At 64.7% G+C, this 21,144-nt stretch carries 20 protein-coding genes; 6 read left to right on the forward strand and 14 right to left on the reverse strand.

Translation table 11 applies throughout. From position 1 onward, the window contains the following. Window positions 1-54 precede the first annotated feature (54 nt). From ACP153_RS07580 to mmsB, 3 genes are read left to right on the forward strand one after another with little or no spacing between them, the layout of a single operon-like run. Window positions 55-1,200, forward strand: a complete 1,146-nt coding sequence (locus ACP153_RS07580; RefSeq protein WP_424970370.1) for an acyl-CoA dehydrogenase family protein — start codon at window positions 55-57, stop codon at window positions 1,198-1,200. After that, window positions 1,197-2,240, forward strand: a complete 1,044-nt coding sequence (locus ACP153_RS07585) for an enoyl-CoA hydratase/isomerase family protein (RefSeq protein WP_424970371.1) — start codon at window positions 1,197-1,199, stop codon at window positions 2,238-2,240. The genes ACP153_RS07580 and ACP153_RS07585 overlap by 4 nt, the downstream gene beginning before the upstream one ends. After that, window positions 2,237-3,109: a 3-hydroxyisobutyrate dehydrogenase gene (mmsB, locus tag ACP153_RS07590; RefSeq protein WP_424970372.1), complete on the forward strand. Its 873-nt coding sequence runs from the start codon at window positions 2,237-2,239 to the stop codon at window positions 3,107-3,109. Before ACP153_RS07585 ends, mmsB begins: the two co-directional genes overlap by 4 nt. Window positions 3,110-3,161: 52 nt before the next feature. On the opposite strand, the gene ACP153_RS07595 is transcribed toward mmsB, so the two are convergent. The 10 genes from ACP153_RS07595 to ACP153_RS07640 all read right to left on the reverse strand — a co-directional run bounded on the left by ACP153_RS07595 (window position 3,162) and on the right by ACP153_RS07640 (window position 12,602). Continuing rightward, window positions 3,162-3,938 (reverse strand): enoyl-CoA hydratase-related protein, encoded by a 777-nt coding sequence (locus ACP153_RS07595; RefSeq protein WP_424970373.1) that lies wholly within the window; start codon window positions 3,936-3,938, stop codon window positions 3,162-3,164. Window positions 3,939-4,041: 103 nt separating this feature from the next. Next, window positions 4,042-4,449: a hypothetical protein gene (locus ACP153_RS07600; RefSeq protein WP_424970374.1), complete on the reverse strand. Its 408-nt coding sequence runs from the start codon at window positions 4,447-4,449 to the stop codon at window positions 4,042-4,044. After that, on the reverse strand, window positions 4,442-4,648 hold the full coding sequence (locus ACP153_RS07605) for a hemolysin XhlA family protein (protein WP_424967581.1): 207 nt from the start codon (window positions 4,646-4,648) through the stop codon (window positions 4,442-4,444). Before ACP153_RS07605 ends, ACP153_RS07600 begins: the two co-directional genes overlap by 8 nt. Next, complete coding sequence (locus ACP153_RS07610) at window positions 4,645-5,166, reverse strand: holin family protein (protein ID WP_424970375.1); 522 nt, start codon at window positions 5,164-5,166, stop codon at window positions 4,645-4,647. The genes ACP153_RS07605 and ACP153_RS07610 overlap by 4 nt, the downstream gene beginning before the upstream one ends. Beyond that, a complete protein-coding gene (locus ACP153_RS07615; RefSeq protein ID WP_424970376.1) occupies window positions 5,157-5,768 on the reverse strand; it encodes a holin-associated N-acetylmuramidase in 612 nt (203 codons plus the stop codon). The genes ACP153_RS07610 and ACP153_RS07615 overlap by 10 nt, the downstream gene beginning before the upstream one ends. A 101-nt stretch (window positions 5,769-5,869) precedes the next feature. Next, on the reverse strand, window positions 5,870-6,349 hold the full coding sequence (gene ccmE, locus ACP153_RS07620; protein WP_424970377.1) for a cytochrome c maturation protein CcmE: 480 nt from the start codon (window positions 6,347-6,349) through the stop codon (window positions 5,870-5,872). Window positions 6,350-6,375: 26 nt separating this feature from the next. Continuing rightward, window positions 6,376-7,401, reverse strand: a complete 1,026-nt coding sequence (gene argC / locus ACP153_RS07625; RefSeq protein ID WP_424970378.1) for an N-acetyl-gamma-glutamyl-phosphate reductase — start codon at window positions 7,399-7,401, stop codon at window positions 6,376-6,378. A gap of 26 nt (window positions 7,402-7,427) precedes the next feature. Further along, window positions 7,428-8,258: a glutamate racemase gene (murI, locus tag ACP153_RS07630; protein ID WP_424970379.1), complete on the reverse strand. Its 831-nt coding sequence runs from the start codon at window positions 8,256-8,258 to the stop codon at window positions 7,428-7,430. Next, complete coding sequence (locus tag ACP153_RS07635; protein WP_424970380.1) at window positions 8,258-9,136, reverse strand: lysophospholipid acyltransferase family protein; 879 nt, start codon at window positions 9,134-9,136, stop codon at window positions 8,258-8,260. Before ACP153_RS07635 ends, murI begins: the two co-directional genes overlap by 1 nt. 58 nt (window positions 9,137-9,194) lie before the next feature. Continuing rightward, entirely contained in the window at window positions 9,195-12,602 is a 3,408-nt protein-coding gene (locus tag ACP153_RS07640; RefSeq protein ID WP_424970381.1) for an indolepyruvate ferredoxin oxidoreductase family protein, read from the reverse strand. A gap of 154 nt (window positions 12,603-12,756) precedes the next feature. On the opposite strand from ACP153_RS07640, the gene ACP153_RS07645 reads away from it, so the two are divergent. After that, complete coding sequence (locus tag ACP153_RS07645) at window positions 12,757-13,659, forward strand: LysR family transcriptional regulator (protein WP_424970382.1); 903 nt, start codon at window positions 12,757-12,759, stop codon at window positions 13,657-13,659. A 260-nt stretch (window positions 13,660-13,919) separates the two neighbouring features. Here ACP153_RS07645 and ACP153_RS07650 read toward each other — a convergent pair whose 3' ends face one another. Continuing rightward, window positions 13,920-15,752, reverse strand: a complete 1,833-nt coding sequence (locus ACP153_RS07650; RefSeq protein WP_424970383.1) for an ABCB family ABC transporter ATP-binding protein/permease — start codon at window positions 15,750-15,752, stop codon at window positions 13,920-13,922. Between the two features lie 42 nt (window positions 15,753-15,794). Continuing rightward, entirely contained in the window at window positions 15,795-17,207 is a 1,413-nt protein-coding gene (locus ACP153_RS07655; RefSeq protein ID WP_424970384.1) for a LysM peptidoglycan-binding domain-containing protein, read from the reverse strand. Window positions 17,208-17,440: 233 nt separating this feature from the next. Between ACP153_RS07655 and ACP153_RS07660 the strand changes: the two genes are divergently transcribed. After that, entirely contained in the window at window positions 17,441-17,989 is a 549-nt protein-coding gene (locus ACP153_RS07660; protein ID WP_424970385.1) for a TIGR00730 family Rossman fold protein, read from the forward strand. Window positions 17,990-18,206: 217 nt separating this feature from the next. Here ACP153_RS07660 and eda read toward each other — a convergent pair whose 3' ends face one another. Both eda and edd read right to left on the reverse strand, forming a co-directional pair. Beyond that, a complete protein-coding gene (gene eda / locus ACP153_RS07665) occupies window positions 18,207-18,848 on the reverse strand; it encodes a bifunctional 4-hydroxy-2-oxoglutarate aldolase/2-dehydro-3-deoxy-phosphogluconate aldolase (protein WP_424970386.1) in 642 nt (213 codons plus the stop codon). A gap of 10 nt (window positions 18,849-18,858) precedes the next feature. Then, the gene (edd, locus tag ACP153_RS07670) at window positions 18,859-20,664 is read right to left on the reverse strand and encodes a phosphogluconate dehydratase (RefSeq protein WP_424970387.1); all 1,806 of its coding nucleotides are present in this window, start codon (window positions 20,662-20,664) and stop codon (window positions 18,859-18,861) included. A gap of 238 nt (window positions 20,665-20,902) precedes the next feature. Between edd and ACP153_RS07675 the strand changes: the two genes are divergently transcribed. Further along, a complete protein-coding gene (locus ACP153_RS07675) occupies window positions 20,903-21,061 on the forward strand; it encodes an RSP_7527 family protein (RefSeq protein WP_424970388.1) in 159 nt (52 codons plus the stop codon). Window positions 21,062-21,144: the final 83 nt, after the last annotated feature.

Genomic DNA, 21,144 nt, shown 5'->3' on the forward strand with positions numbered 1-21,144 from the left:
CGCCTCCGTGAAAACTAAACGCACGTTCAATTCCAGTGGGTCGGGGAGGACCGGATGGATTTTTCACTCAGCGAAGAGCAATCCGCGATCTTTGACATGGCCCGCGATTTCGGCAGTGACCGGATCGCGCCCAACGCCCTGGCCTGGGAGAAGGACGGCACGATCCCCAAGGAGCTTTGGCCCGAACTGGCGCAACTTGGGTTCGGCGGGCTCTATGTCTCGGAGGAAAGCGGCGGCGCGGGGCTGACCCGGCTGGATGCGACCCTGGTGTTCGAGGCGCTCAGCATGGCCTGCCCCTCGGTTGCGGCCTTCCTGTCGATCCACAACATGTGCGCGGCCATGCTCGACAAGTTCGGCGCGGACCCGGTGAAGGAGAAATTCCTGCCCCGCGCGCTCACCATGGAGACATTCTTTTCCTACTGCCTGACCGAGCCTGGCTCGGGCTCGGATGCCGCCGCGCTGAAGACTCGGGCCGAGCGCACGAATGAGGGCTACCGGATGACCGGGACCAAGGCTTTCATCTCTGGCGGCGGCTATTCGGACGCCTATATCGTCATGGCGCGCACGGGCGATGCGGGACCCAAGGGGATCTCGGCGCTGGTGATCGAGGATGGGACAGTGGGGCTCTCCTTTGGCGGGCTTGAGGACAAGATGGGCTGGCGCTCCCAGCCCACGCGACAGGTGCAGATGGACGATTGCCCGATCCCCGCCGACCACCTGCTCGGCGAAGAGGGTCAGGGCTTTCGCTATGCCATGATGGGGCTCGATGGCGGGCGGCTGAACATCGCGGCCTGCTCGCTCGGGGCCGCGCAGGCAGCACTGGACGCGACGCTGGCCTATATGGGCGAGCGCAAGGCCTTCGGCACCTCGATCGACCAGTTTCAGGGGCTTCAGTTCCGCCTCGCGGATATGGAGATCGAGCTGCAAGCCGCCCGCGTCTTCCTGCGCCAAGCCGCGTGGAAGCTCGACACCGGCGCGCCCGACGCCTCGACCCATTGCGCCATGGCCAAGAAATTCGTGACCGAATGCGGCAGCAAGATCGTGGATCAATGCCTGCAGCTCCATGGTGGCTATGGCTATCTGGCCGATTACGGGATCGAGAAGCTGGTGCGCGACCTGCGGGTCCACCAGATCCTCGAAGGGACCAATGAAATCATGCGCGTTCTCGTGGCCCGCGCGCTGCTGTCGGCCCGGGCATGAGCGATATCTCCATCCGCACGGACGGGGTCGCCGGACGGATCACCTTGCAACGCCCGCAGGCTCTGAACGCGCTGACCTATGACATGTGCCGCGCGATCGACGCAGCCCTTCTGGACTGGCAGGCGGATCCGGAGGTCTGGGTGATCCTGATCGAGGGGGACGGCCCCAAGGCCTTCTCCGCCGGGGGCGACATCGTCGAGATGTATGAGACCGGGACCAAGGGCGATTTCAGCTATGGCCGCACGTTCTGGCGCGACGAGTACCGGATGAATGCGCGGATCGCGGAATATCCCAAACCGGTAGTCTCCTTCCTGCAGGGCTTTACCATGGGCGGCGGCGTGGGCGTCGGCTGCCATGGCAGTCACCGGATCGTCGGCGAGAGCAGCCAGATCGCCATGCCCGAATGCGGCATCGGGCTGATCCCGGATGTGGGTGGGACCTATCTGCTGGCCCGCGCACCGGGCCAACTGGGCGCCTATTACGGCATGACCGGCGCGCGCATGGGGCCCGGGGACGCGATCCTGACCGGGTTCGCATCCCATTACATGCCCGAAGCCGACTGGGAGGCCGCCAAGGCCGCGCTCGTGGCCAGCGGCGATGTGGCGGCGCTTGTGGCCGCTTGCGACCCGCCGCCTGAGCCGCGGATCGCGCCTTTTCAGGCCGAGATCGACGCGGCCTTCGATCAGGAAAGTGGCGCCGCCGTGGCCGCAGCTCTGCGCGCGCAAGGCACGGAGTTTGCCCAGAACGCCCTGCTCGGGCTGGGACGCGCGGCCCCCCTCTCGGCAGCCTGCGCACTCGCGCTGATCCGCGCGGCAAAGAGCGGCGACCTTCGGGCCGCGCTCCAGTCCGAGTACCGCTGGACCTGGCGCGCGGCGGAGGAAGGCGATTTCCTCGAAGGCATCCGCGCGCAAGTGATCGACAAGGACCGCAAGCCGCGCTGGCAACACGCAGATCTCGACGCCGTGTCCCCGGACCGCGTCGCCGCCATGATCGCCCCGCTCGGCGCAAACGAGCTCACATTTGACGGAGAGACCCCATGAAGATCGGATTTATCGGCCTCGGCAATATGGGCGCGCCCATGGCCCAGAACCTCGCCGCCGCAGGCCACGCGGTAGCGGGGTTTGACGTTACCGGAACGGTGCCCGAGGGGCTGAGCGCGGCGAGCACGGCCGCCGAGGCCGCGACCAGCGCGGATGTCGTGATCACCATGCTGCCCAATGGGGCGATCCTGCGCGCGGTGGCCGCCGAAATCCTGCCCGCCATGACCAAGGGCGCAGTGCTGCTCGATTGCTCGACTGTGGATGTGGCCTCGGCCCGCGCCGTGGCGGCAGAAGCGGCAGCGGCCGGGCTCGGCGCGCTCGACGCGCCGGTTTCGGGCGGCACGGGCGGGGCGAGCGCCGGGACCCTGACCTTCATGGTGGGCGGTGACGCGGCGGCTTTTGCCACGGCCACACCGCTCTTTGACATCATGGGCCAGAAGGCCGTGCATTGCGGGGCGGCGGGCAATGGTCAGGCGGCCAAGATCTGCAACAACATGATCCTCGGCGTGACCATGATTGCCACTTGCGAGGCCTTTGCGCTGGCCGACAAGCTGGGGCTCGACCGGCAGGCGATGTTCGACGTGGTCTCGACTTCATCGGGGTATAGCTGGTCGATGAACGCCTATTGCCCGGCCCCGGGCGTCGGGCCGGAAAGCCCGGCGGATCGCGACTATGCGCCCGGCTTTGCCGCGGCACTGATGCTCAAGGACCTGCGCCTGAGCCAGCAAGCCGCCGAGGATGCGGATGCCGATACGCCCATGGGTGCCGTTGCCACCAAGCTCTACGAAGCCTTTGCCGAGGTAGAGGGTATGGGGGACAAGGATTTTTCCGCCATGCTGCCACGTTTTGCCGGCAAGGGGCGCGACTGAGCCGCGCCACCGGACCCGGACGCGCCCCCGCAACCGGGGGCGCAGACGCCACTCAGCGCCCTTCGAAAGATGCCGGGCGCTTTTCGAGAAAGGCCAGAACCCCTTCGCGGAAGTCGCGGGTATGGCCCATCTTGCCCTGCAACCGCGCCTCCAGCGCGAGCTGCCCCTCAAGGTCGTTGTTGAAGCTGTCCCGCAAGGCCTCCTTCACCGCCGCGTAGGCTGCGGTCGGCCCCTTGGCGAGATGGGCCGCGCGCCCGCGCCAGACGGCGTCGAATTCGTCATCGGCCACCGCCTCCCAGATCATGCCCCAATCATCGGCCTGCTGTGCAGTGATCTTGTCGGCGAAAAGCGCCGCCCCCATGGCCTTGGCAAAGCCCATCTGACGCGGCAGCCAATAGGTCCCGCCCGCATCGGGGATCAGCCCGATCCGCGTGAAGGCCTGCAGGAACACCGCCGACTCGGTCGCAATCACCACATCCGCCGAGAGCGCGAGATTGGCCCCTGCCCCCGCCGCAGGCCCGTTCACCGCCGAGATCGTCGGCACCGGGCAATCAAAAATCGCGCGCAGCATGGGCACGTATTCGTCCCGCAAGGTACGCTCCAGATCGAGATTGGCCGCCGTGGCCCGGTCACCCAGATCCTGCCCCGAGCAGAACGCCTTGCCCGCGCCGGTCAGCACCAGCACCCGCGCCTCCTCTCCGGCGAGCTTGACCGCATCGGTGATCTCGGCCCGCATCTGCGAATTCAGCGCGTTCATCAGATCGGGCCGGTTCAGGGTCAGCACCCCGATCCCGTCCTCCACGGTCAACTCGATGGTCTGATAGGTCATGCCGGGCTCCTCAAAGGCTCTCTGTCGCGGCGCAGAGTATCAGCCCGAGCAGCACGGGGAAGCGGGACGCTGGGTCATTTTTTCACCCGCGCCCCGCTTTGGGTCACTCGGCCATGGGCCAGAAGACCGTTTCGGTATTCCAGAGCGGGTGGCAGCGATGGACCACCGTCGCAAAGCTGCGCTTCATGACCTGGTCCGGGGTCGCATGCAACTTCCATGGCCCGAAATCGAACACCCCATCCGGCCGCAGCTCCGCCACATCGAGGAAGACCACGTCGATCGCCGCGTAATGGGCCGGTGTCCCGATCCGCCATTCGAGCCGCACGAAAGAGCAGTCCCGCAGCTGCATCGCATGGCCCCAGACGAGGCTGCGGTTCTCGATGTCCCGCTCCACATGGGTCACGACGGTCTTGTCGATCACAGGGAAGAAACGACCCTCGATCTGCCCGCCGAAATAGCTCGCGAAGAGAAACAGCATGCCGAAGAACACGGCCATCAAGCTCTTAGCCATGGAGGAACCCTCCTTTCAGCGCATAGGCCAGCAGAGCCAGGAGGAACGCGCCGATGATCAGCCGCACCAGCCATTTCAGCGTGTCCTCTATGGCCGTGAGGCGGCTTTCCACATTGATGCGATGCACCTCTTCGACCGCATTGCGGGTCTCGAGGATGTTCAGCCGGTTCTCGATGCTGCGTGCCCAATCCTCGTTCATGATTGGGCCTTCCACTCTGCAAGGGCCGGATTGCTCTCCGACGCGACCTCTTCGGCGGGATCCGGCGCCACCGTCGCGGGCGGACGCGCCGCCTTGGCCAGGGCCACGGTCTTGGTGATGGATTTCTGGAAATCCTGAGACTTCGACTGGTGCCGCGCGCCGAAATAGAAGGACACGATCGCGCCCAGGAGCCACCAGAGCGGCTCGGGCACCAGCGCCATGCCCTCCATGCGCGCCGCAAACCAGGCCGGATCCGCCATGGCCGAGATGAAGAGCCCCAGCGTCCCGAAGGCCAGCGCCGGGCGCGGCACCCGATTGAGCCCGTCGATCACCCTGTCAAACCGGCTGCTATGGCTGTGAGCGAACTCTGCGGCGAATTGCGCGAGCGCACCGGTGGTGAGCTGATGCTCGCGCTCCGCCCCGGCCTCGGCATTCTCGCGAAAGATCTCAATCGTCTCTTTGACGGCCTTGTTGCCATCGCCGAAGACAAAGCCGAACAGCTTCGCGATCAGGCCCATGCCGCGACCCGAGCGCGATGCTCGGCCTCCGTAAGATGAAAGCGCGGCGAGATGAATTCTTCGGCCCGGGTGATCCAGCCACCCTTGCCGCCATCCCGACGGCGCGCGTATTTCCGCGAGGCCGCACGACGGTCACCGATCCGGTAGTAGTAGTTCCGACGGGCGATCCCATAGGCATCGACCAGATGGGCCGGGGCCGCGTCATGGGCCGCATGGGCCGCCTTGGCGGTCTGCGGCCCCATGACACCATCCACCGCCACGTCCAGACCCATATCCCGCAGAAGCCGCTGGAGGATCTTGATCGCGTTGCTGCCCGCGTTGACATACATGTCGAACACGGTCGCATGGAGCGCTTCGGGCAAAAGCCCCAGCTTCGGTGCGTTGAAATACCGGGTGATGAAGATCTCGATCGCCTGCGCCTGGCTCAGGGCGCGCACGTCGCGGGAGGTCACCGCGCCATCGCCATCCAGGTCGAGCCCGAGGCGGCGCATGGTATGGATCGTGACCCCGAAATTCGTCGCCCCACCGGGATCATCCGGGTCGTTCACATAGCCGCCTTCGCGCGCCACGATCTCGCGGGCGAGTTGTTGGACATCGCGCACAGCATGCCCTCCTGCACTTGTTAAAACTTGCAGGAAGACTCAGGGGTTTTGGTTAATTTCTATAAACCTCTACGTGCGTTGGCCGTTGCACGGGGGTAGGCTCAGGATCCGCTGGTCGATCCGTAGGCATCTCCGCTGCTGGCGCTGGGGTCCTGATAGACCCCCTGCTCCTTCAGCGCGTCAATCACCTCTTTGGGCATATAGGTCTCGTCATGACGCGCCAACACCTCGGTCGCCACGAACACCCCGTTCTTGAGAGAGCCCGTGGCCACAGTCCCCTCGTTCTCGCCAAAGAGATCCGGCAACACGCCCGTGTAGCTCACCGGGACCGAGGCGCCGCCATCGGTCACATTGAAGGTGATCGTCTCGGAAGTGCCGCGCACCAGTGTGCCAATCTCGACCAGCCCGCCGATGCGAAAGACCTCGCTCTCGGGTGGCGGCGCTTCGGCCACCTGGCTGGGGGAGCGAAAGAAGTTGATCCCGTCGCGCATCGCATAACCGATCAGCGCCGTGGAGACCGCAAGGGCCACCGCGGCAATCGCGAGAATTTGGATCCGGCGTTTCTTCTTCAACCCACGCATCGTGGCCTCCGCTGCTCAGGGGCGCGTCAAGGAAAGACAGGCGCCAGCATGAGGCCCGTCGTCTCCTCAATATCTAACATCAGGTTGGCGTTCTGCAACGCTTGGCCCGAGCTGCCCTTGGTCAGGTTGTCGAGGGCCGCGATCACAATGGCGCGCCCGGGCAGCCGGTCCGCGACCACGCCGATATGCACGAAATTCGAGCCGCGCACATGGCGCGTGGACGGATGCTCGCCCTCGGGCAGCACGATGACGAAGGGCTCGTCTTCATAGGCATCCGCCAGCGCATCATAGACCTCGGACGCCTCACCTTTCACATAAACAGTGGCAATTATCCCCCTGTTTGCAGGCAACAAATGCGGCGTAAACTGTACATGCACAGGACGCCCGGCGATCTCGGAAAACTCCTGATCAAACTCGCCCAGATGGCGGTGCGTGCCCCCCACCGCATAGGCATGGGACCCCTCCGACAGCTCCGCATGAAGGAGGTTCTCCTTCAGCGACCGCCCGGCCCCGGAGACCCCGGTTTTCAGGTCGATGATGATCTCATCCAGGTCGATCACCCCAGCCGCGATAAGGGGTCGCAGGGCGTATTGGCCAGTCGCCGCGTTGCATCCCGTGCCCGCCACAAGCCGCGCGTCGCGGATCTGGGACCGGTAGAACTCGGTCAGCCCATAGACCGCTTCCTTTTGCAGGTCGAGCGCGTCATGGGCGCCGCCATACCATTTCTCGTAGGCCTCCGGATCCCGCAGCCGGAAATCCGCCGAGAGATCCACGATCTTTACGTTGCCGGGCAGCTTGGCGATCACCGCCTGGCTCGTGGCATGGGGCAGCGCGCAGAAGACCAGATCCACGGCCGCAAAATCGATCTGGTCGATCTTGACCAGCTTGGGCAGATCCAGATGGCGCAGATGGGGAAAGACCGCCCCCATTTCCTGCCCCGCCTTGCGGTCCGCGGACAGGGCCGTGATGCGCATTTGCGGATGGGTGGCGATCAACCGAACGAGCTCGGCGCCGGTGTATCCGGACGCCCCGAGGATAGCGATATTGAACATGGGTGGTCTCTGACTGACGATAGGACTTAGATGGAGGATGCGGGCTCAGCCGCGCGAAACTCGATCTTGCGTCGGAGGAATTGTGTGGCTTTGTTCGACACCGATTGGGTGTCGCCCGTGGTCAGGAAGCCGGAGGACGTCCCGGAGCCCAGCATCTCGGGCCGCCGCTTCAGGTAATCAGCGAGGCTCTCGGCCACAAGGCTGGCCTGACTATAGACCTTCACATCCGAGCCGAGCGCGTCCTGAAAGATGTCTTCCATCAAGGGGTAATGGGTGCAGCCAAGGATCGCCGCCTCCGGATGAGGCATGCGCCGTTTGAGCGCCTCCACATGGGACCGGACCAGCGCCTCGGCGAGGATCATATCGCCCTCTTCGATGGCATCCACGACACCGCCGCAGGGCTGCGCCTCCACATCCACGCCGATGGCGCGGAAGGCCAGCTCCCGCTGGAACGCCCGGCTCGACACGGTCGCGGGCGTCGCAAAAAGCGCCACATGCTTCACCGCCACTTCGCGCGGCGGGGAGTTGTCGCCCCATTGCCGCTCGGTCAGGGCCTCGATCAGGGGCACAAAAACCCCCAGCACGCGTTTATCCTCGGGGATCCAGCTCTCCTGCATCCGCCGCAGAGCCGCCGCCGAGGCCGTGTTGCAGGCCAGAATGACCAGATCACAGCCTTCGTCCCAAAGCTGCTCCACCGCATGGGTGGTCAGGTCATAGACATTCTCCGCATCGCGCACACCATAAGGCGCATGCCGGTTGTCGCCGAAATAGACAAACGGCACCTCCGGCAGACGCCGGGACACGGCGTCCAGCACCGTCAGCCCTCCAAGGCCGCTATCGAATACACCGACTGCCATCAGATCCTGTGCTTGTCTTCGAATTCATGCCCATAGCCGTGCTCCAGCAACGGCTGTGGCGACAAGCGATAGGTCTCCTCGCGCAGAAAGTCCATCATTCCCTTGGGATTTGCCAAGTAGGGCGCCAGGGCGTCGCGCCCCAGAGGCTCCCCCACAACGATCCGGACCGGGCCTCCGACGCGGGATTTGAACTCCTTGATCAGGAGCGCGGTGCGCAAATTCGCATGGAGATGGCTCGCCAGCTGGAAAAGCCGCGAGTTATGCCCCTCGAAGAAGATCGGCACGACCGTCGCCTCGGATTTCGCGATCATCCGCGCGGTGAAGCTGCGCCAGCCCGGATCCATCGGATAGCCAAAGGGCGTGGCCGAAGTGCTCACCGTGCCCCCGGGGAAGATCCCGATGGCCCCGCCTTGATCAAGAAAGCCGAGCGCCTCTTTCCGGGTGGCGATGTTGAGCGCGACGGCTTCCTTGGTCTCGTCAAAGCTGATCGGCAGGATGATCTCTTCAAGGTCCCGCGCCTTACGGAACACTTGATGGGCGAGGATCCGGTAAGCATCCCGCCGGTGGCTGAGGATCTGCCCGAGGATCAAGCCGTCAAGAATCCCGTAAGGGTGGTTCGCGATCAGAACGAGCGGGCCCTCGCAGGGAATGTTGCTGAGGCTGCCGCCGATCACCTCGAGAGACAGACGATAGCGCTCCGCCATCACATCCCAGAAGTTCCGCCCCGCCGCGACCTCATGCTCATAGCCTGCGGCCTGTTCGATCAGACGCAGGCGACCGGTGGCGTTCTCGGTCACACGGATCAGTGCCCGGCCCATCTTGGACTGGGCGGAGGACGCATAGCTGATTTCACGAGCCACTTCGCGGGATGTGGACATAGGGCGCTCCACTGGATCTGTCGTTCCCTTTAGCGCAACTGGGGCTACAGCTCCAAGTCTATTCCGCAGCCCGCGCAAGGCCCGCTTCGGCCCTGTCAAAGGCGGTCCACAGCTCTGCCCGGCGGCGGTGCATGGTCTCCTCGGCCTGTGCTTTGACCGGCCCGAAGCCGCGCACCATGTCCGGCCAAGCGAGCAGAGCTGCGGCGGCGTCCCGGCGCGTCGTATTGAGACCGGCCTGCACCTTGGCGAGGTCCGCCTCATAGAGCTTGATCAAGGCCCGCTCCCGCCGCCGCTCGGCTGTGTAGCCGAACGGGTCGAGCGGCGTGCCTCGCAGAACCTTCATCGCCGCGAGCGGCCCATAGAGCTTTTCGATCCACGCCCCGAAGGCGCGCTTGACCGGGCGACCATCCGCGCCAGTCCGCGACAGGAGCGGCGGCGCCAGATGATAGGTCAGCTTCAGATCGCCATCGAAGCTCTCCGCCGCTTTCGAAGCTGTGTCCCGCAGGAGGCGCGCGACTTCGTATTCATCCTTGTAACTCAGAACCTTGTGGTAGTTCAGCGCGACGGCTTCCTTGAGCACCGGGTCCTCCACGGCCTCCACCGCGCGGCGGTACTTCTTCGCCAGACGGGCGGATTGGTACTTGCGCAAATGATCCTCCCGGAAGGCGATCTTCTCCTCAAGCGTCTTGGGGCGCTCCACCACCTCGGCAGACAGGAGCCGCCCCGCCGCCTCCAGGTTGAGCACGGCCCAGCGTCCAAACTCGAACGCACGCTTGTTGCGCTCCACGGCGGCGCCGTTCAGCTCGATCGCCCGCAGGATCGCCTCCTGACTGAGCGGGATGAGCCCCTGCTGCCAGGCCGCCCCGGTGACCAGCATGTTGGAAAAGATTGAGTCGCCCAGAAGCTTGCGCGCGAGCTCCGAGCTGTCGAGGAAGGCTACCCCGTCCGCGCCGAGCCGCGCCTGCAGCGAAACCTGCAGGTCCGATCCCGGGATCCGGAACTCCCGATCACGGGTGAAATCACCGGTCACAATCTCGTGGCTGTTGACCACCGCGCGCGTGCGACCCTGGGTCATCATGCCCTGAATGCCGCTGCTCGCTGTCACCACCAGATCGCCTCCGATCACCCCATCGGCCTCGCCGACCGAGACCCGCACGGCGCTGATATCTTCGGGGCGTTCGGCGATCCGGCAATGGATCTGCACCGCGCCGCCCTTCTGGGCGAGACCGGCCATCTCCATCATGCCGACGCCTTTGCCCTCCAGCCGCGCGGCCATGGCCAGGGTCGCGCCGATGGTGACCACGCCCATGCCGCCCACACCGGTGATCAGCAGGTTATGGGTCCCCGAAATCGCGGGCAGGTCCGGCTCCGGCAGCGCGCCGGTCTCGACCTCCGCCGTGGCAGCCTTGCGCAGCTTGCCACCCTCCACGGTCACGAAAGACGGGCAGAAGCCCTTGAGGCAGCTGAAGTCCTTGTTGCAGGCGGATTGATCCACCGCGCGCTTGCGACCGAGCTCGGTCTCGGCAGGGACAATGGAGACGCAGTTCGATTGCACACCGCAATCGCCGCAGCCCTCGCAGACATCCGTGTTGATGAAGACCCGCTTGTCCGGATCCGGAAAGAGCCCGCGCTTGCGGCGGCGGCGCTTTTCGGCAGCGCAGGTCTGGATATAGAGGATCGCCGAGACGCCGGAGGTCTTGGCCAGCTCCTCCTGCACCTGCATGAGACTGTCCCGCCCGCTGCGCGGCAGATCGCCAGGAAAGGCGGAGAAATCAATCTCCTCCTTTTCGTCATAGACAATACGGATATTGCGCAGCCCGATCCCCTTGAGCTCCCATGCGATGCGCGCTGCGTCGAGCCCACCATCATTGGTCTGCCCGCCGGTCATGGCCACGGCGTCATTAAAGAGGATCTTGTAGGTGATATTTGCGTGTGCCGCATGGGCCGCGCGGATCGCCTGAATGCCCGAATGATTGTAGGTCCCGTCGCCGATATTCTGGAAGACGTGATCCCGGGTGGAGAACTTGCCCTCCCCGATCCAATTGGCTCCCTCGCCGCCCATATGGGTGAAGCCCGCCGTATCCCGATCCATCCAAAGCGCCATGTAATGACACCCGATCCCGGCAAAGGCATGGGCCCCCTCGGGCACCTTGGTGGAGGTGTTATGGGGACAACCCGAACAGAAATAGGCGGTGCGTTTGGCCAGATCCTCGGCATTATCCGCCCGCTTGGCCTCGTTCAGCCGCGCGACCGCCGCCTCCAGCGCCTCGGATCCGCGCCCCTCCTCGATCAGCACCTCGCCCAGCGTCTGCGCGATCGTCACCGGATCGAGCGCCCCATAGGCCGGGAAGAGCACCTCGCCCGGGGCTTTCTCGCCGCCATAGACCCGCCGTCCGCGCCGGTCGTTGAAGATCGTCTCCTTGACCTGCACCTCAAGCAGTTTGCGCTTCTCCTCGACCACAACGATCAGGTCGAGCCCCTCGGCCCAATCAAGAAACCCGGTCCGGTCCAGCGGCCAGGTCATCCCGACCTTGTAGGTGGTGATCCCGAGCGCCTCAGCCCGCTCCGCGTCGATGCCCAAGAGGTCGAGCGCATGGCTCAGATCCAGCCAGTTCTTGCCCGCCGCGAGAAAGCCGATCTTGGCCCCGGGCTTGCCATAGACCCGCTTGTCGATCTTGTTGGCATGGCCGAACGCCTCGGCAGCGTAGCGTTTCTGACCGATCAGGCGCTCTTCCTGGGGGATCCAGCTGTCCACGAGACGGATGTTCAGACCACCCTCGGGCAAGACGAAATCCGGTGTCACGAAACTCATGCGATCCGCACGGCCATCCACGACCGCCGTGGCCTCCACCGTGTCCTTCATCGCCTTCAGCCCGACCCAGACCCCGGCATAGCGGCTGAGCGCCCAGCCAAAGAGCCCGTAGTCAAGGATCTCCTGCACGCCCGCCGGGGAGAGGACCGGCATATAGGCGTCGAGCAAGGCGAATTCCGACTGATGGCAAGTGGTCGAGCTTTCGCCCGTGTGGTCATCGCCCATCACGAAGATCACGCCACCATGGGGGGAGGTCCCGGCGAGATTGGCATGTTTCATCACATCGCCCGTGCGATCGACGCCCGGGCCCTTGCCATACCACATGCCAAAGACGCCATCATGGCGCCCTTCGCCCCGCAGCTCGGCTTGCTGGGTGCCCCAGAGCGCGGTCGCCGCCAGATCCTCGTTGAGACCGGGTTCGAACTCGACCCCTGCGGCCCGCAGGGTGTCAATGTTTTGCCCCATCTGCTGATCCACCGCCCCAAGCGGCGAGCCGCGATATCCGGTGACATATCCAGCGGTGTCGAGCCCCGCCGCCTTGTCCCGTGCCGCCTGCATCAAAGTCAGACGCACCAGCGCCTGCGTGCCATTCAAAAGGACCGGAGACGCCTCCAGATCCAGCCGATCAGACAGATTTACATCGAGCAAACTCATCGCGATCCCTCCCAGACGGTCAAAGCTGATCCCAATATAGGTCAAATTTCCTGACCTACAAAATCAATTTCGCGCCAAAGACTTCATTGCGCGCAGAGGCCCCTTGCGGGTAACTGTTAGCGCAAAATACAACCTACAGGGACATTATCGGACCATGGACTGGGACAAACTGCGGATCTTCCACGCGGTCGCGGATGCGGGCAGCCTGACACATGCGGGCGATTCCCTGCATTTGAGCCAGTCAGCCGTCAGCCGACAGATCCGCGCGCTTGAGGAAAGCCTCAACACGATCCTGTTCCACCGCCATGCCCGCGGGCTGATCCTGACCGAACAGGGAGAGCTCCTGTTTGATGCCACCGCCGCCATGTCGAAACGGCTCGAAGCAGCCTCGGCCCGGATCCGTGACAGCGAGGAGGAGGTGTTCGGCCAGCTCCGTGTGACGACCACGATCGGCTTCGGCTCCCTCTGGCTCGCGCCGCGCCTCTCGCGGCTCTATGAGCGCTACCCGGACCTGAACGTTGACCTGATGCTCGAGGAGCGCGTGCTGGACCTGCCCATGCGCGAGGCCGATGTGGCGATCCGCATGAAGGAGCCGAGCCAGGCAGACCTCATTCGCAGAAAGCTGATGACAATCCGCATGCGTCTTTATGCATCGCCCAGCTATCTGGCGCGTAATGGCCGCCCGTCGAAGATCAGCGATATCTCGGATCACCGGATCATCTGCCAGAACAGCGACAGCGCGCAGGTCAGTGCCGGCGGGCTCTTGGTGCGCGAGATCTTCAACAATGACGTTACGCACTCGCTGATGGTGAACAACTATTTCGGTGTGCTGCAGGCAGTGATCAACGATCTCGGCATCGGGGTGCTGCCGGACTATCTCGTCACGGATTTCCCGCAGCTCGAACAGGTCATCCCCGATTTCGAGAGCAGCGATGTCCCCGTCTTCCTCGCCTATCCCGAGGAGCTGCGTCACTCCAAGAGGATTGAGGCCTTCCGCGACTTCGTGGCCGAGGAAGTCATCGCCTATCGCCGCGCAAAACGTGACGTCGACGAGTAGCTATGCGTTTCCGTCATAGCGGAATTGCGCACCTGCGGCATTTTTCATTCTTGATCGAAAATGAGGCGCGTCCTATCTGATGTGCATAGGACAACGGCATGTTGTTCTATACCTCCCTGTTGGACTTAGGCCGAGCTTATGCTCGGCCCTTTTTTTTGCCGGTTTCTCAACCCGATACCGTTCCGAGATGCAAGCCCCATAGGGCTGCTCCCTGCGGGTGATCGCACGATTGGCCCGTTTCGAGACGCAAGCGGCCGCCCCTACGCTGCATCCGCATCGGGTTCGGAAAGCTGCCGGGTCCACATCGCAGCGTAGCGCCCGCCATTTCCGACAAGCACCTCATGGGTGCCCTGCTCCACCACCACACCGTTCTCCAGCACGATGATCAGATCCGCCTCCACCACCGTGGACAGACGGTGGGCAATGGTGATCACACTGCGCCCCTGCCCCATGGCGGCGAGACTGTCCTGAATGTCCCGTTCCGTCTCGCTATCCAGCGCCGAGGTCGCCTCATCCAGCAGCAGGATCGGTGGGTCCTTCAGCAAGGTGCGCGCGATGCCGACCCGTTGTTTCTCACCACCCGAAAGCTTCAGCCCGCGCTCGCCCACCTTGGTCTCGTAGCCCTCGGGCAGGCTTTGGATGAAGTCGTGGATCTTGGCCGCCTTGGCCGCGGCCTCGATCTCGGACCGGCTGGCGGCGGGGCGGCCATAGGCGATGTTATAGAGGATCGTGTCGTTGAAGAGCACCGTGTCCTGCGGCACCACGCCGATCTGCGCATGCAGGCTTTCCTGCGTGATGTCGCGCACATCCTGCCCGTCAATCCGCAGCGCGCCCTCGGAGACATCGTAGAACCGGAAGAGCAGCCGCCCGATGGTCGACTTCCCCGAGCCCGAGGGCCCCACAATCGCCACGGTCTGTCCTGCGCCCACCCGCAGGCTCACCCCTTTGAGGATCGGACGCGCCGCGTCATAGCCGAAGACCACATCGTCGAGCACAACTTCGCCGCCAGTCACACGGATCTCTGGCGCATCCGGCTTGTCCTGCACTTCGGCGGGCTGCTCAAGCAGATGGAACATATCCCCCATATCGATCAGGGCCTGCCGGATCTCGCGATAGACCGTGCCGAGGAAGTTCAGGGGCTGGGTGATCTGCAGCATATAGGCGTTGACCATGACGAAATCGCCCACGGTCAGATCGCCCCGCTGCACGCCAAGCGCCGCCAGCACCATCACCCCCACCAGCCCCGAGGTGATCAGCACCGACTGTCCGAAATTCAGAAACCCGAGGGTGTAGCTCGTGCGCAGGGCGGCGGCCTCATAGCCCTCCATCGCGCTGTCATACCGCTCCGCCTCGCGCCGTTCGGCCCCGAAATATTTGACCGTCTCGAAGTTCAGAAGGCTGTCGATGGCCTTCTGGTTCGCATCCGTGTCCTGCCGGTTCATCTCGCGGCGGATCCGCACGCGCCACTCGGTGACCTTGAACGTAAACGTCACGTAGAGCGCGATGGTCGCGGCTACCACCAGCAGGTAGCTCGCATCGAAATAGACAAAGAGAATGATCGAGATCAGCGAAAGCTCGAGGATGAGCGGCCCGATGGAAAAGAGCATGAACCGCAGGAGGAACTCGACTCCCTTCACCCCCCGCTCGATGATCCGGCTGAGCCCGCCGGTCTTGCGCGTGATGTGATAGCGCATGGAGAGGCGATGGATATGGGTGAAAGTCTCCAGTGCAAGGGTGCGGAGCGCCCTCTGCCCGACCTTGGCAAAGATCACATCGCGGAGCTGCTGGAACCCCACTGTCATCAGCCGCGCCATGCCATAGGCCACGGTCAGCCCCACGGCCCCCACCGCCAGCAGCATGGTGTCCGACGGCGCGTCCCCTGCGAGCGCATCCACGGCGAGCTTGTAGAAAAACGGCGTGCCCACCGCGATGAGCTTGGCCATGAAGAGCGCGGCCATGGCCAGCACCACCCTGCGCTTCACCCAAGGCATGTCATCGGGCCAGAGATAGGGCGCCACGCGGCGGATCACCATCCAACCGGAACGTCGTGTTTCGCTGTCACTGGGATCGTCAGAAAGTCGGGCACCGCGCATGGCCGGCACCCTAGACAGAGCCTGTCCGGAAGGCCAGAGGGCTTACTGGTCCGGCACCACAAACACCTGACCGGGGTAGATCAGGTCCGGGTTGCGGATCCGGTCTCGATTGGCGTCAAAGACGCGAACAAACTGCGTGCCCTCGCCGTAATTCTCGCGCGCGATCTGCCACAGGGTGAAGCCCGGCTGAACGGTCACGATCCCGGCGACTGAACGCGCACCTTGTGCGGCGTCACGCTCTACGGTCTCAGCCTCGGAGAGTGTTTCGGTCCCTGTCGTGTCGGACTGGGGCTCGGCGGCCTGCGTGGCCGCAGCAGCACGGACAGCGTCTTCGGGGATCGCGCGCTCGAACGGGGTTTCGAAGCGCGACACCACGGTGCCGCTCTCATCCACCTCATCGGCGCGCAGAGTATAGAGGCCGCTCTTGATCCCGGTCACGCGTGCCTGCCAGATCCCGGCTTCCGCGACAGCAGCCCGATGGGCGAGCGCATTGTTGAGATAGATCCGCACCTCGCGCCCCGGCACTGCCCGGCCCAGGAGAATGACCTCCCCGCCCGCATCATAGGAGATCGTATCGATCACCACGTTGCGCGATTGCGGCACGCCCGGGCGCTCAGGCTGGGCGCTCGGCGCCGCTGGCCGCGCAACACCTGCATCAGAGACGATCACGACTTGCGGGGCTGCGGCGATGACGGGCTCCTCCGGCGTGGCCTCTGGTGTGGTGGCGCTGTCCGGGTCGGACAGCGCGGACGCGCCCTGCTCCGCCGCCGGAGGACGCTCGGTCTCGGCGGATGGGGGCAGCGTGGCATCCGCGCGCAGGATCGCCTGCGGAGCCGCAGGCGCTCGGGCAGCGGATCCCGCAAAGGGCGACACCAGTGCGGTTTCGCGCGAGGCGATCACCGCGCCAGAGGTCCATTCCGCCTCCAACGTCATGGAGCGCGCAGTCTGTGAGGGGGCGAGATCGAACAGCGCCACGAAATTGCCACGACGGTCTGCGGTCGTCTCCGCAACGGTTTCCCCATCCACCAGGACGCGCACGGTTTCTCCGGGCGCGGCACTCCCGGCGACCACGGCTCCGCCGCTGGGATCGACACGGATCACGTCGAAGGCCGGCACGTCCTCCGGGGTCGCCTCTGGCTCAGCAATCTCGATGGGAGCTTGGCTCGGCTCCTCAGCGGGGGCCGATGTCTCAGCCTCTTGCAGCGTTGCATCCGGAATGGGCGCGGGTTCGGGCGCAGTCTCCACGGTCTCCGCGGGCGCGACGGCGGTTTGCTCCACCGGCGCAGGCGCTGCCACCTCGGGCGCGGGATCGGCGGGCGCGGTCGCTTGCGGGGGCGTCTCCTCGACGGCTGCAGGTGCAGGGGTCGTGCTTGGTGCCGGGGTGGGATCGAGTGCCGCCGTCTCCGGCGCCTCATCCGGGCTCAGCACACCCCAGGCAAGGAGGCCAGCCAGCACGAGAACAGCCGCTGTGAGCCCGCCAGACAGGATCTGACTCAGGCCGCCGCTTCCTCCTGTCCGTGAATGGCTTCTGCCCATCTCCGCTCCCCGTTTTGGCAGGTCGCGCCGGGTGATGGCCGGTCAACATCCTGACATGTGCGAGATGAGGTACCTTATCCACATGTTTACAAAGGGGAAAGGGTCAATCACACAGGCGTGTAACAGTGTGGGCAACCCCGGAGATGGAAAACATGGCCTCGATATGTGTGTTTTGCGGGGCCCGACCGGGCCTCGATCCTGCCTATGAAGGGGCTGCAACCGCGCTCGGCACGTGGCTCGCGCAAGCCGGGCATCAGCTGGTCTATGGGGCCGGAGATGTGGGTCTGATGGGCCATGTGGCCCGCGCCTGTCAGGAGGCCGGAGGCGACACGTTCGGGGTCATTCCCACCCATCTGCTGGAGATGGAGGTGGGCAAAACCGATCTCAGCCGCTTTGTCGTGACCGAGACCATGCATGAGCGCAAGAAGGTGATGTTCACCAACTCGAACGCCATTGTCGTGCTGCCCGGTGGCGCCGGATCTCTGGACGAATTTTTCGAGGTGCTCACCTGGCGCCAGCTGGGCCTGCACGCCAAGCCGCTGTATCTGCTGAACATTCAGGACTATTGGGGGCCGCTCCTCGCGCTGGTCGATCATGTGATCGCCCAGGGCTTTGCCAATCACAGCCTGCGGGAGATGATCACGGTCTGCGCGGATCTGGAGGAGCTCAAAGCCTGTCTGACGGAGGACTTGGCCGACTGACAGCGCGTCGGGCCGCATTACAGATCAGTGGCACACTAGTAAGCGAGGCGGGAACACACATGAAAGAGCCTCGGGCAACGAAACGCACCGTAACCACTGATCTGCCCCGTTGTCATGACAGAGCCCCGTTAACGTTCCGTGAGTGCAAAACGACTTTTTTATGAAGGCGGCGCGGATCCGCCGCTTTCAGCGCATTTGTCGCAGTCAACGCCAGAGGTCAGCGTGACAATTCTGCCGCTTCTGCGGCCAATTTCGTGATGCCGTCCCAGTCTCCGGCCTCCATCAGAGCCGCAGGCGCCACCCAGGACCCCCCGACGCAGAGCGTGTTCGACAGGCCCAGATAGGTGGGCGCATTGGCCAAAGACACCCCGCCGGTCGGGCAGAACGACACTTGCGGCAGGGGCGCGCCGATCGATTTTAGCGCGGGCGCGCCGCCATTGGCTTCGGCCGGGAAGAACTTCTGAACCGTATAGCCCCGCTCCAAGAGCGCCATCACCTCGGTGGAGGTCGCCGCCCCGGGCAGCATCGGCAGATCCGCCGCTTCAGCTGCATCGAGCAAGGTTGGCGTCGCGCCGGGAGAGACCCCAAAGAGCGCTCCGGCAGCCTTGGCCGCTGCCACATCCGCCGGGGTCAGGAGCGTCCCTGCCCCGACGACCCCGCCCTCGACCTTTGCCATCTCGGCAATCGCCTCGAGCGCCACGGGCGTGCGCAAGGTGACTTCCAGCGCAGGGAGCCCCCCCGCCACCAGCGCCTCGGCCAGGGGCCGTGCATGGGCCAGTTCATGGATCACCAGAACAGGAATGACCGGGGCCAGCCCGCAGATTTCACGCGCCTGGGCGCTTGCTTCGCTCGGGGTCATTTCGCTCTCCTTAAACCACCACGCCAGCGCCGCTGCTGGCTGGGCCGACACTGCCGCGGAACACCTCGAACAGCTCACGCCCGATCCCATTGGAATTCGCGCTCAGATCCGGGGTTGCCGGGGCGCGGTCTTCGATCCCGGGCTCGAGCACCTCAAGCACGCCGTTCGCCGCGTCCACCCGCACCAGATCACCCGTCTGCACCTTGGCCATCAGTCCGCCATCAAGCGCTTCGGGCGCCACATGGATCGCCGCAGGCACCTTGCCCGAGGCACCGGACATCCGGCCATCGGTCACAAGCGCCACCTTCAGCCCGCGATCCTGCAGCACCGCCAGTACCGGCGTCAGCGCGTGCAGCTCGGGCATGCCATTGGCCTTGGGCCCCTGGAAGCGCACGATCACCACCGTATCTTCGGTGAACTCGCCCGCCTTGAAGGCCGCTTTCACCGCATCCTGGCTCTCGAAGACACGCGCGCGGGCCTCGATCAGATGCCGCTCCGGGGCCACGGCGGAGACCTTCATCACACCGCGCCCGAGATTGCCCTTCAACTCCTTGAGCCCGCCGCTTGCCGCAAACCCATCCGCCGCCGGGCGCAGGATCTTGGCGTTCAGGCTCTCGCCCGGCCCATCCTCATAGCGGATCTGACCGTCAATCAGCTTCGGCTCGCGGGCATAGTCGGCCAGACCGTCTCCGGCGATGGTCTTGGTATCGGGATGCAGCAGCCCCGCCTCAAGCAACTCGCCGATCATGTAGGACAGCCCGCCCGCCGCGTGGAAATGGTTCACATCCGCGAGCCCGTTCGGATAGACCCGCGCCATGAGCGGAGTCACTTCCGACAGATCCGCGAAATCCTGCAGATCGAGCAAGACGCCCGCGGCGCGTGCCATGGCCGGCAGATGGATCACGAGGTTCGTCGACCCGCCGGTGGCCATCAGCCCCACGATCCCGTTCACGAAGGCCTTGGCATCGAGCACATCGCAGACCGGGCGATAGTCATTGCCCAGCATCGTCACCGCGGCCAGACGCTCCGTCGCGGCGTCCGTCAGCGCTTCGCGCAGGGGCGTGCCCGGATTGACGAAGGACGCGCCCGGCAGGTGCAGCCCCATGAACTCCATCAGCATCTGGTTGGAATTGGCCGTGCCATAGAAGGTGCAGGTGCCCGGCCCGTGATAGGAGGCCATCTCGGCCTCCATCAGCTTGTCGCGGCCCACCTCGCCCGTGGCGAATTGCTGGCGCACCTTGGCCTTCTCGTCATTGGGCAGGCCGCTGACCATGGGCCCGGCGGGTATGAACACGCCGGGTAGATAGCCAAAGGTCGCTGCCGCGATCACGAGGCCCGGCACGATCTTGTCGCACACGCCGAGATAGGCGGCGGCGTCAAACGTGTTGTGGCTGAGCGCCACGCCCGTCGCCAGGGCGATCACATCCCGGGAAAAGAGGCTGAGCTCCATCCCGATCTGGCCCTGCGTGACCCCATCGCACATGGCCGGCACCCCGCCCGCAACCTGGGCTGTGGCCCCGACCCGCCGGGCGGCATCCTTGATCCGGTCCGGATAGGTCTGAAACGGCTGATGCGCGCTGAGCATGTCGTTGTAAGCGGTGACGATCCCGATATTGGCACTCCGCTCGGCCACGAGCGCATCCTTGTCCCCGCCCATCGCCGCATAGGCATGGGCCTGGTTCCCGCAGCTCAGATGCGCCCGGCGCGGCCCGTCTTCGGCAGCGCGGCGCATCCGCTCGAGATAGGTAGCACGCGCCTCGGCGCTGCGCGCCTCAATGCGGGCTGTGACCTCGTGAACTGTGTTAAGGAGTGCCATGGATGTCTTCCCTCCGCATCGCGCGACCATGAGGCGCGTCTTAGAGCGTTAGCGCTAACTTCGCAATGCCCATAAGGCTCCGAGCAAAGATAGCGCCCCAGAAGCCGCGTGCAACGACCGCATCCCGGGCCCACGGCCCAGCCCTTGCACGAACGCCATAGCGGGCATGCAAGAAGGACCCCTACTCCTTTGCGGCAGTGCAGCGTAGATCAGGGTCAACCAAGCCGGAGTAGATGATATGAAAACTGTTGTTGCCCACCGTGAATCCGTTGATCTGACCGCTGTCGAGCGTCAGGCCCATGATCTGCGCGCCCAAGCCACTGCCGCTGCCTTCCGCAGCGCCTGGACCTGGCTCGGCGATCACCTGCATTTCGGCAAGAGCCCCAGCGCAAGCTGATCCGGTCGGCGCGGCGACCCGCGCGACAAAGACGAAGGGAAACGGCGTCTGCGCCCTTTCCCAGACCGGTGAGGCGCGGTAGG

The sequence above is a fragment of the Dinoroseobacter sp. S76 genome, assembly GCF_049801095.1.
Classification (GTDB): domain Bacteria; phylum Pseudomonadota; class Alphaproteobacteria; order Rhodobacterales; family Rhodobacteraceae; genus Dinoroseobacter.

Bases quoted from the DNA above. Each gene is read 5' to 3' on its own strand.
- ACP153_RS07580 (WP_424970370.1), top strand. From the start codon at position 55: ATGGATTTTTCACTCAGCGAAGAGCAATCCGCGATCTTTGACATGGCC.
- ACP153_RS07585 (WP_424970371.1), top strand. From the start codon at position 1,197: ATGAGCGATATCTCCATCCGCACGGACGGGGTCGCCGGACGGATCACC.
- mmsB (WP_424970372.1), top strand. From the start codon at position 2,237: ATGAAGATCGGATTTATCGGCCTCGGCAATATGGGCGCGCCCATGGCC.
- ACP153_RS07595 (WP_424970373.1), bottom strand. From the start codon at position 3,938: ATGACCTATCAGACCATCGAGTTGACCGTGGAGGACGGGATCGGGGTG.
- ACP153_RS07600 (WP_424970374.1), bottom strand. From the start codon at position 4,449: ATGGCTAAGAGCTTGATGGCCGTGTTCTTCGGCATGCTGTTTCTCTTC.
- ACP153_RS07605 (WP_424967581.1), bottom strand. From the start codon at position 4,648: ATGAACGAGGATTGGGCACGCAGCATCGAGAACCGGCTGAACATCCTC.
- ACP153_RS07610 (WP_424970375.1), bottom strand. From the start codon at position 5,166: ATGGGCCTGATCGCGAAGCTGTTCGGCTTTGTCTTCGGCGATGGCAAC.
- ccmE (WP_424970377.1), bottom strand. From the start codon at position 6,349: ATGCGTGGGTTGAAGAAGAAACGCCGGATCCAAATTCTCGCGATTGCC.
- argC (WP_424970378.1), bottom strand. From the start codon at position 7,401: ATGTTCAATATCGCTATCCTCGGGGCGTCCGGATACACCGGCGCCGAG.
- murI (WP_424970379.1), bottom strand. From the start codon at position 8,258: ATGGCAGTCGGTGTATTCGATAGCGGCCTTGGAGGGCTGACGGTGCTG.
- ACP153_RS07635 (WP_424970380.1), bottom strand. From the start codon at position 9,136: ATGTCCACATCCCGCGAAGTGGCTCGTGAAATCAGCTATGCGTCCTCC.
- ACP153_RS07640 (WP_424970381.1), bottom strand. From the start codon at position 12,602: ATGAGTTTGCTCGATGTAAATCTGTCTGATCGGCTGGATCTGGAGGCG.
- ACP153_RS07645 (WP_424970382.1), top strand. From the start codon at position 12,757: ATGGACTGGGACAAACTGCGGATCTTCCACGCGGTCGCGGATGCGGGC.
- ACP153_RS07650 (WP_424970383.1), bottom strand. From the start codon at position 15,752: ATGCGCGGTGCCCGACTTTCTGACGATCCCAGTGACAGCGAAACACGA.
- ACP153_RS07660 (WP_424970385.1), top strand. From the start codon at position 17,441: ATGGCCTCGATATGTGTGTTTTGCGGGGCCCGACCGGGCCTCGATCCT.
- eda (WP_424970386.1), bottom strand. From the start codon at position 18,848: ATGACCCCGAGCGAAGCAAGCGCCCAGGCGCGTGAAATCTGCGGGCTG.
- edd (WP_424970387.1), bottom strand. From the start codon at position 20,664: ATGGCACTCCTTAACACAGTTCACGAGGTCACAGCCCGCATTGAGGCG.
- ACP153_RS07675 (WP_424970388.1), top strand. From the start codon at position 20,903: ATGAAAACTGTTGTTGCCCACCGTGAATCCGTTGATCTGACCGCTGTC.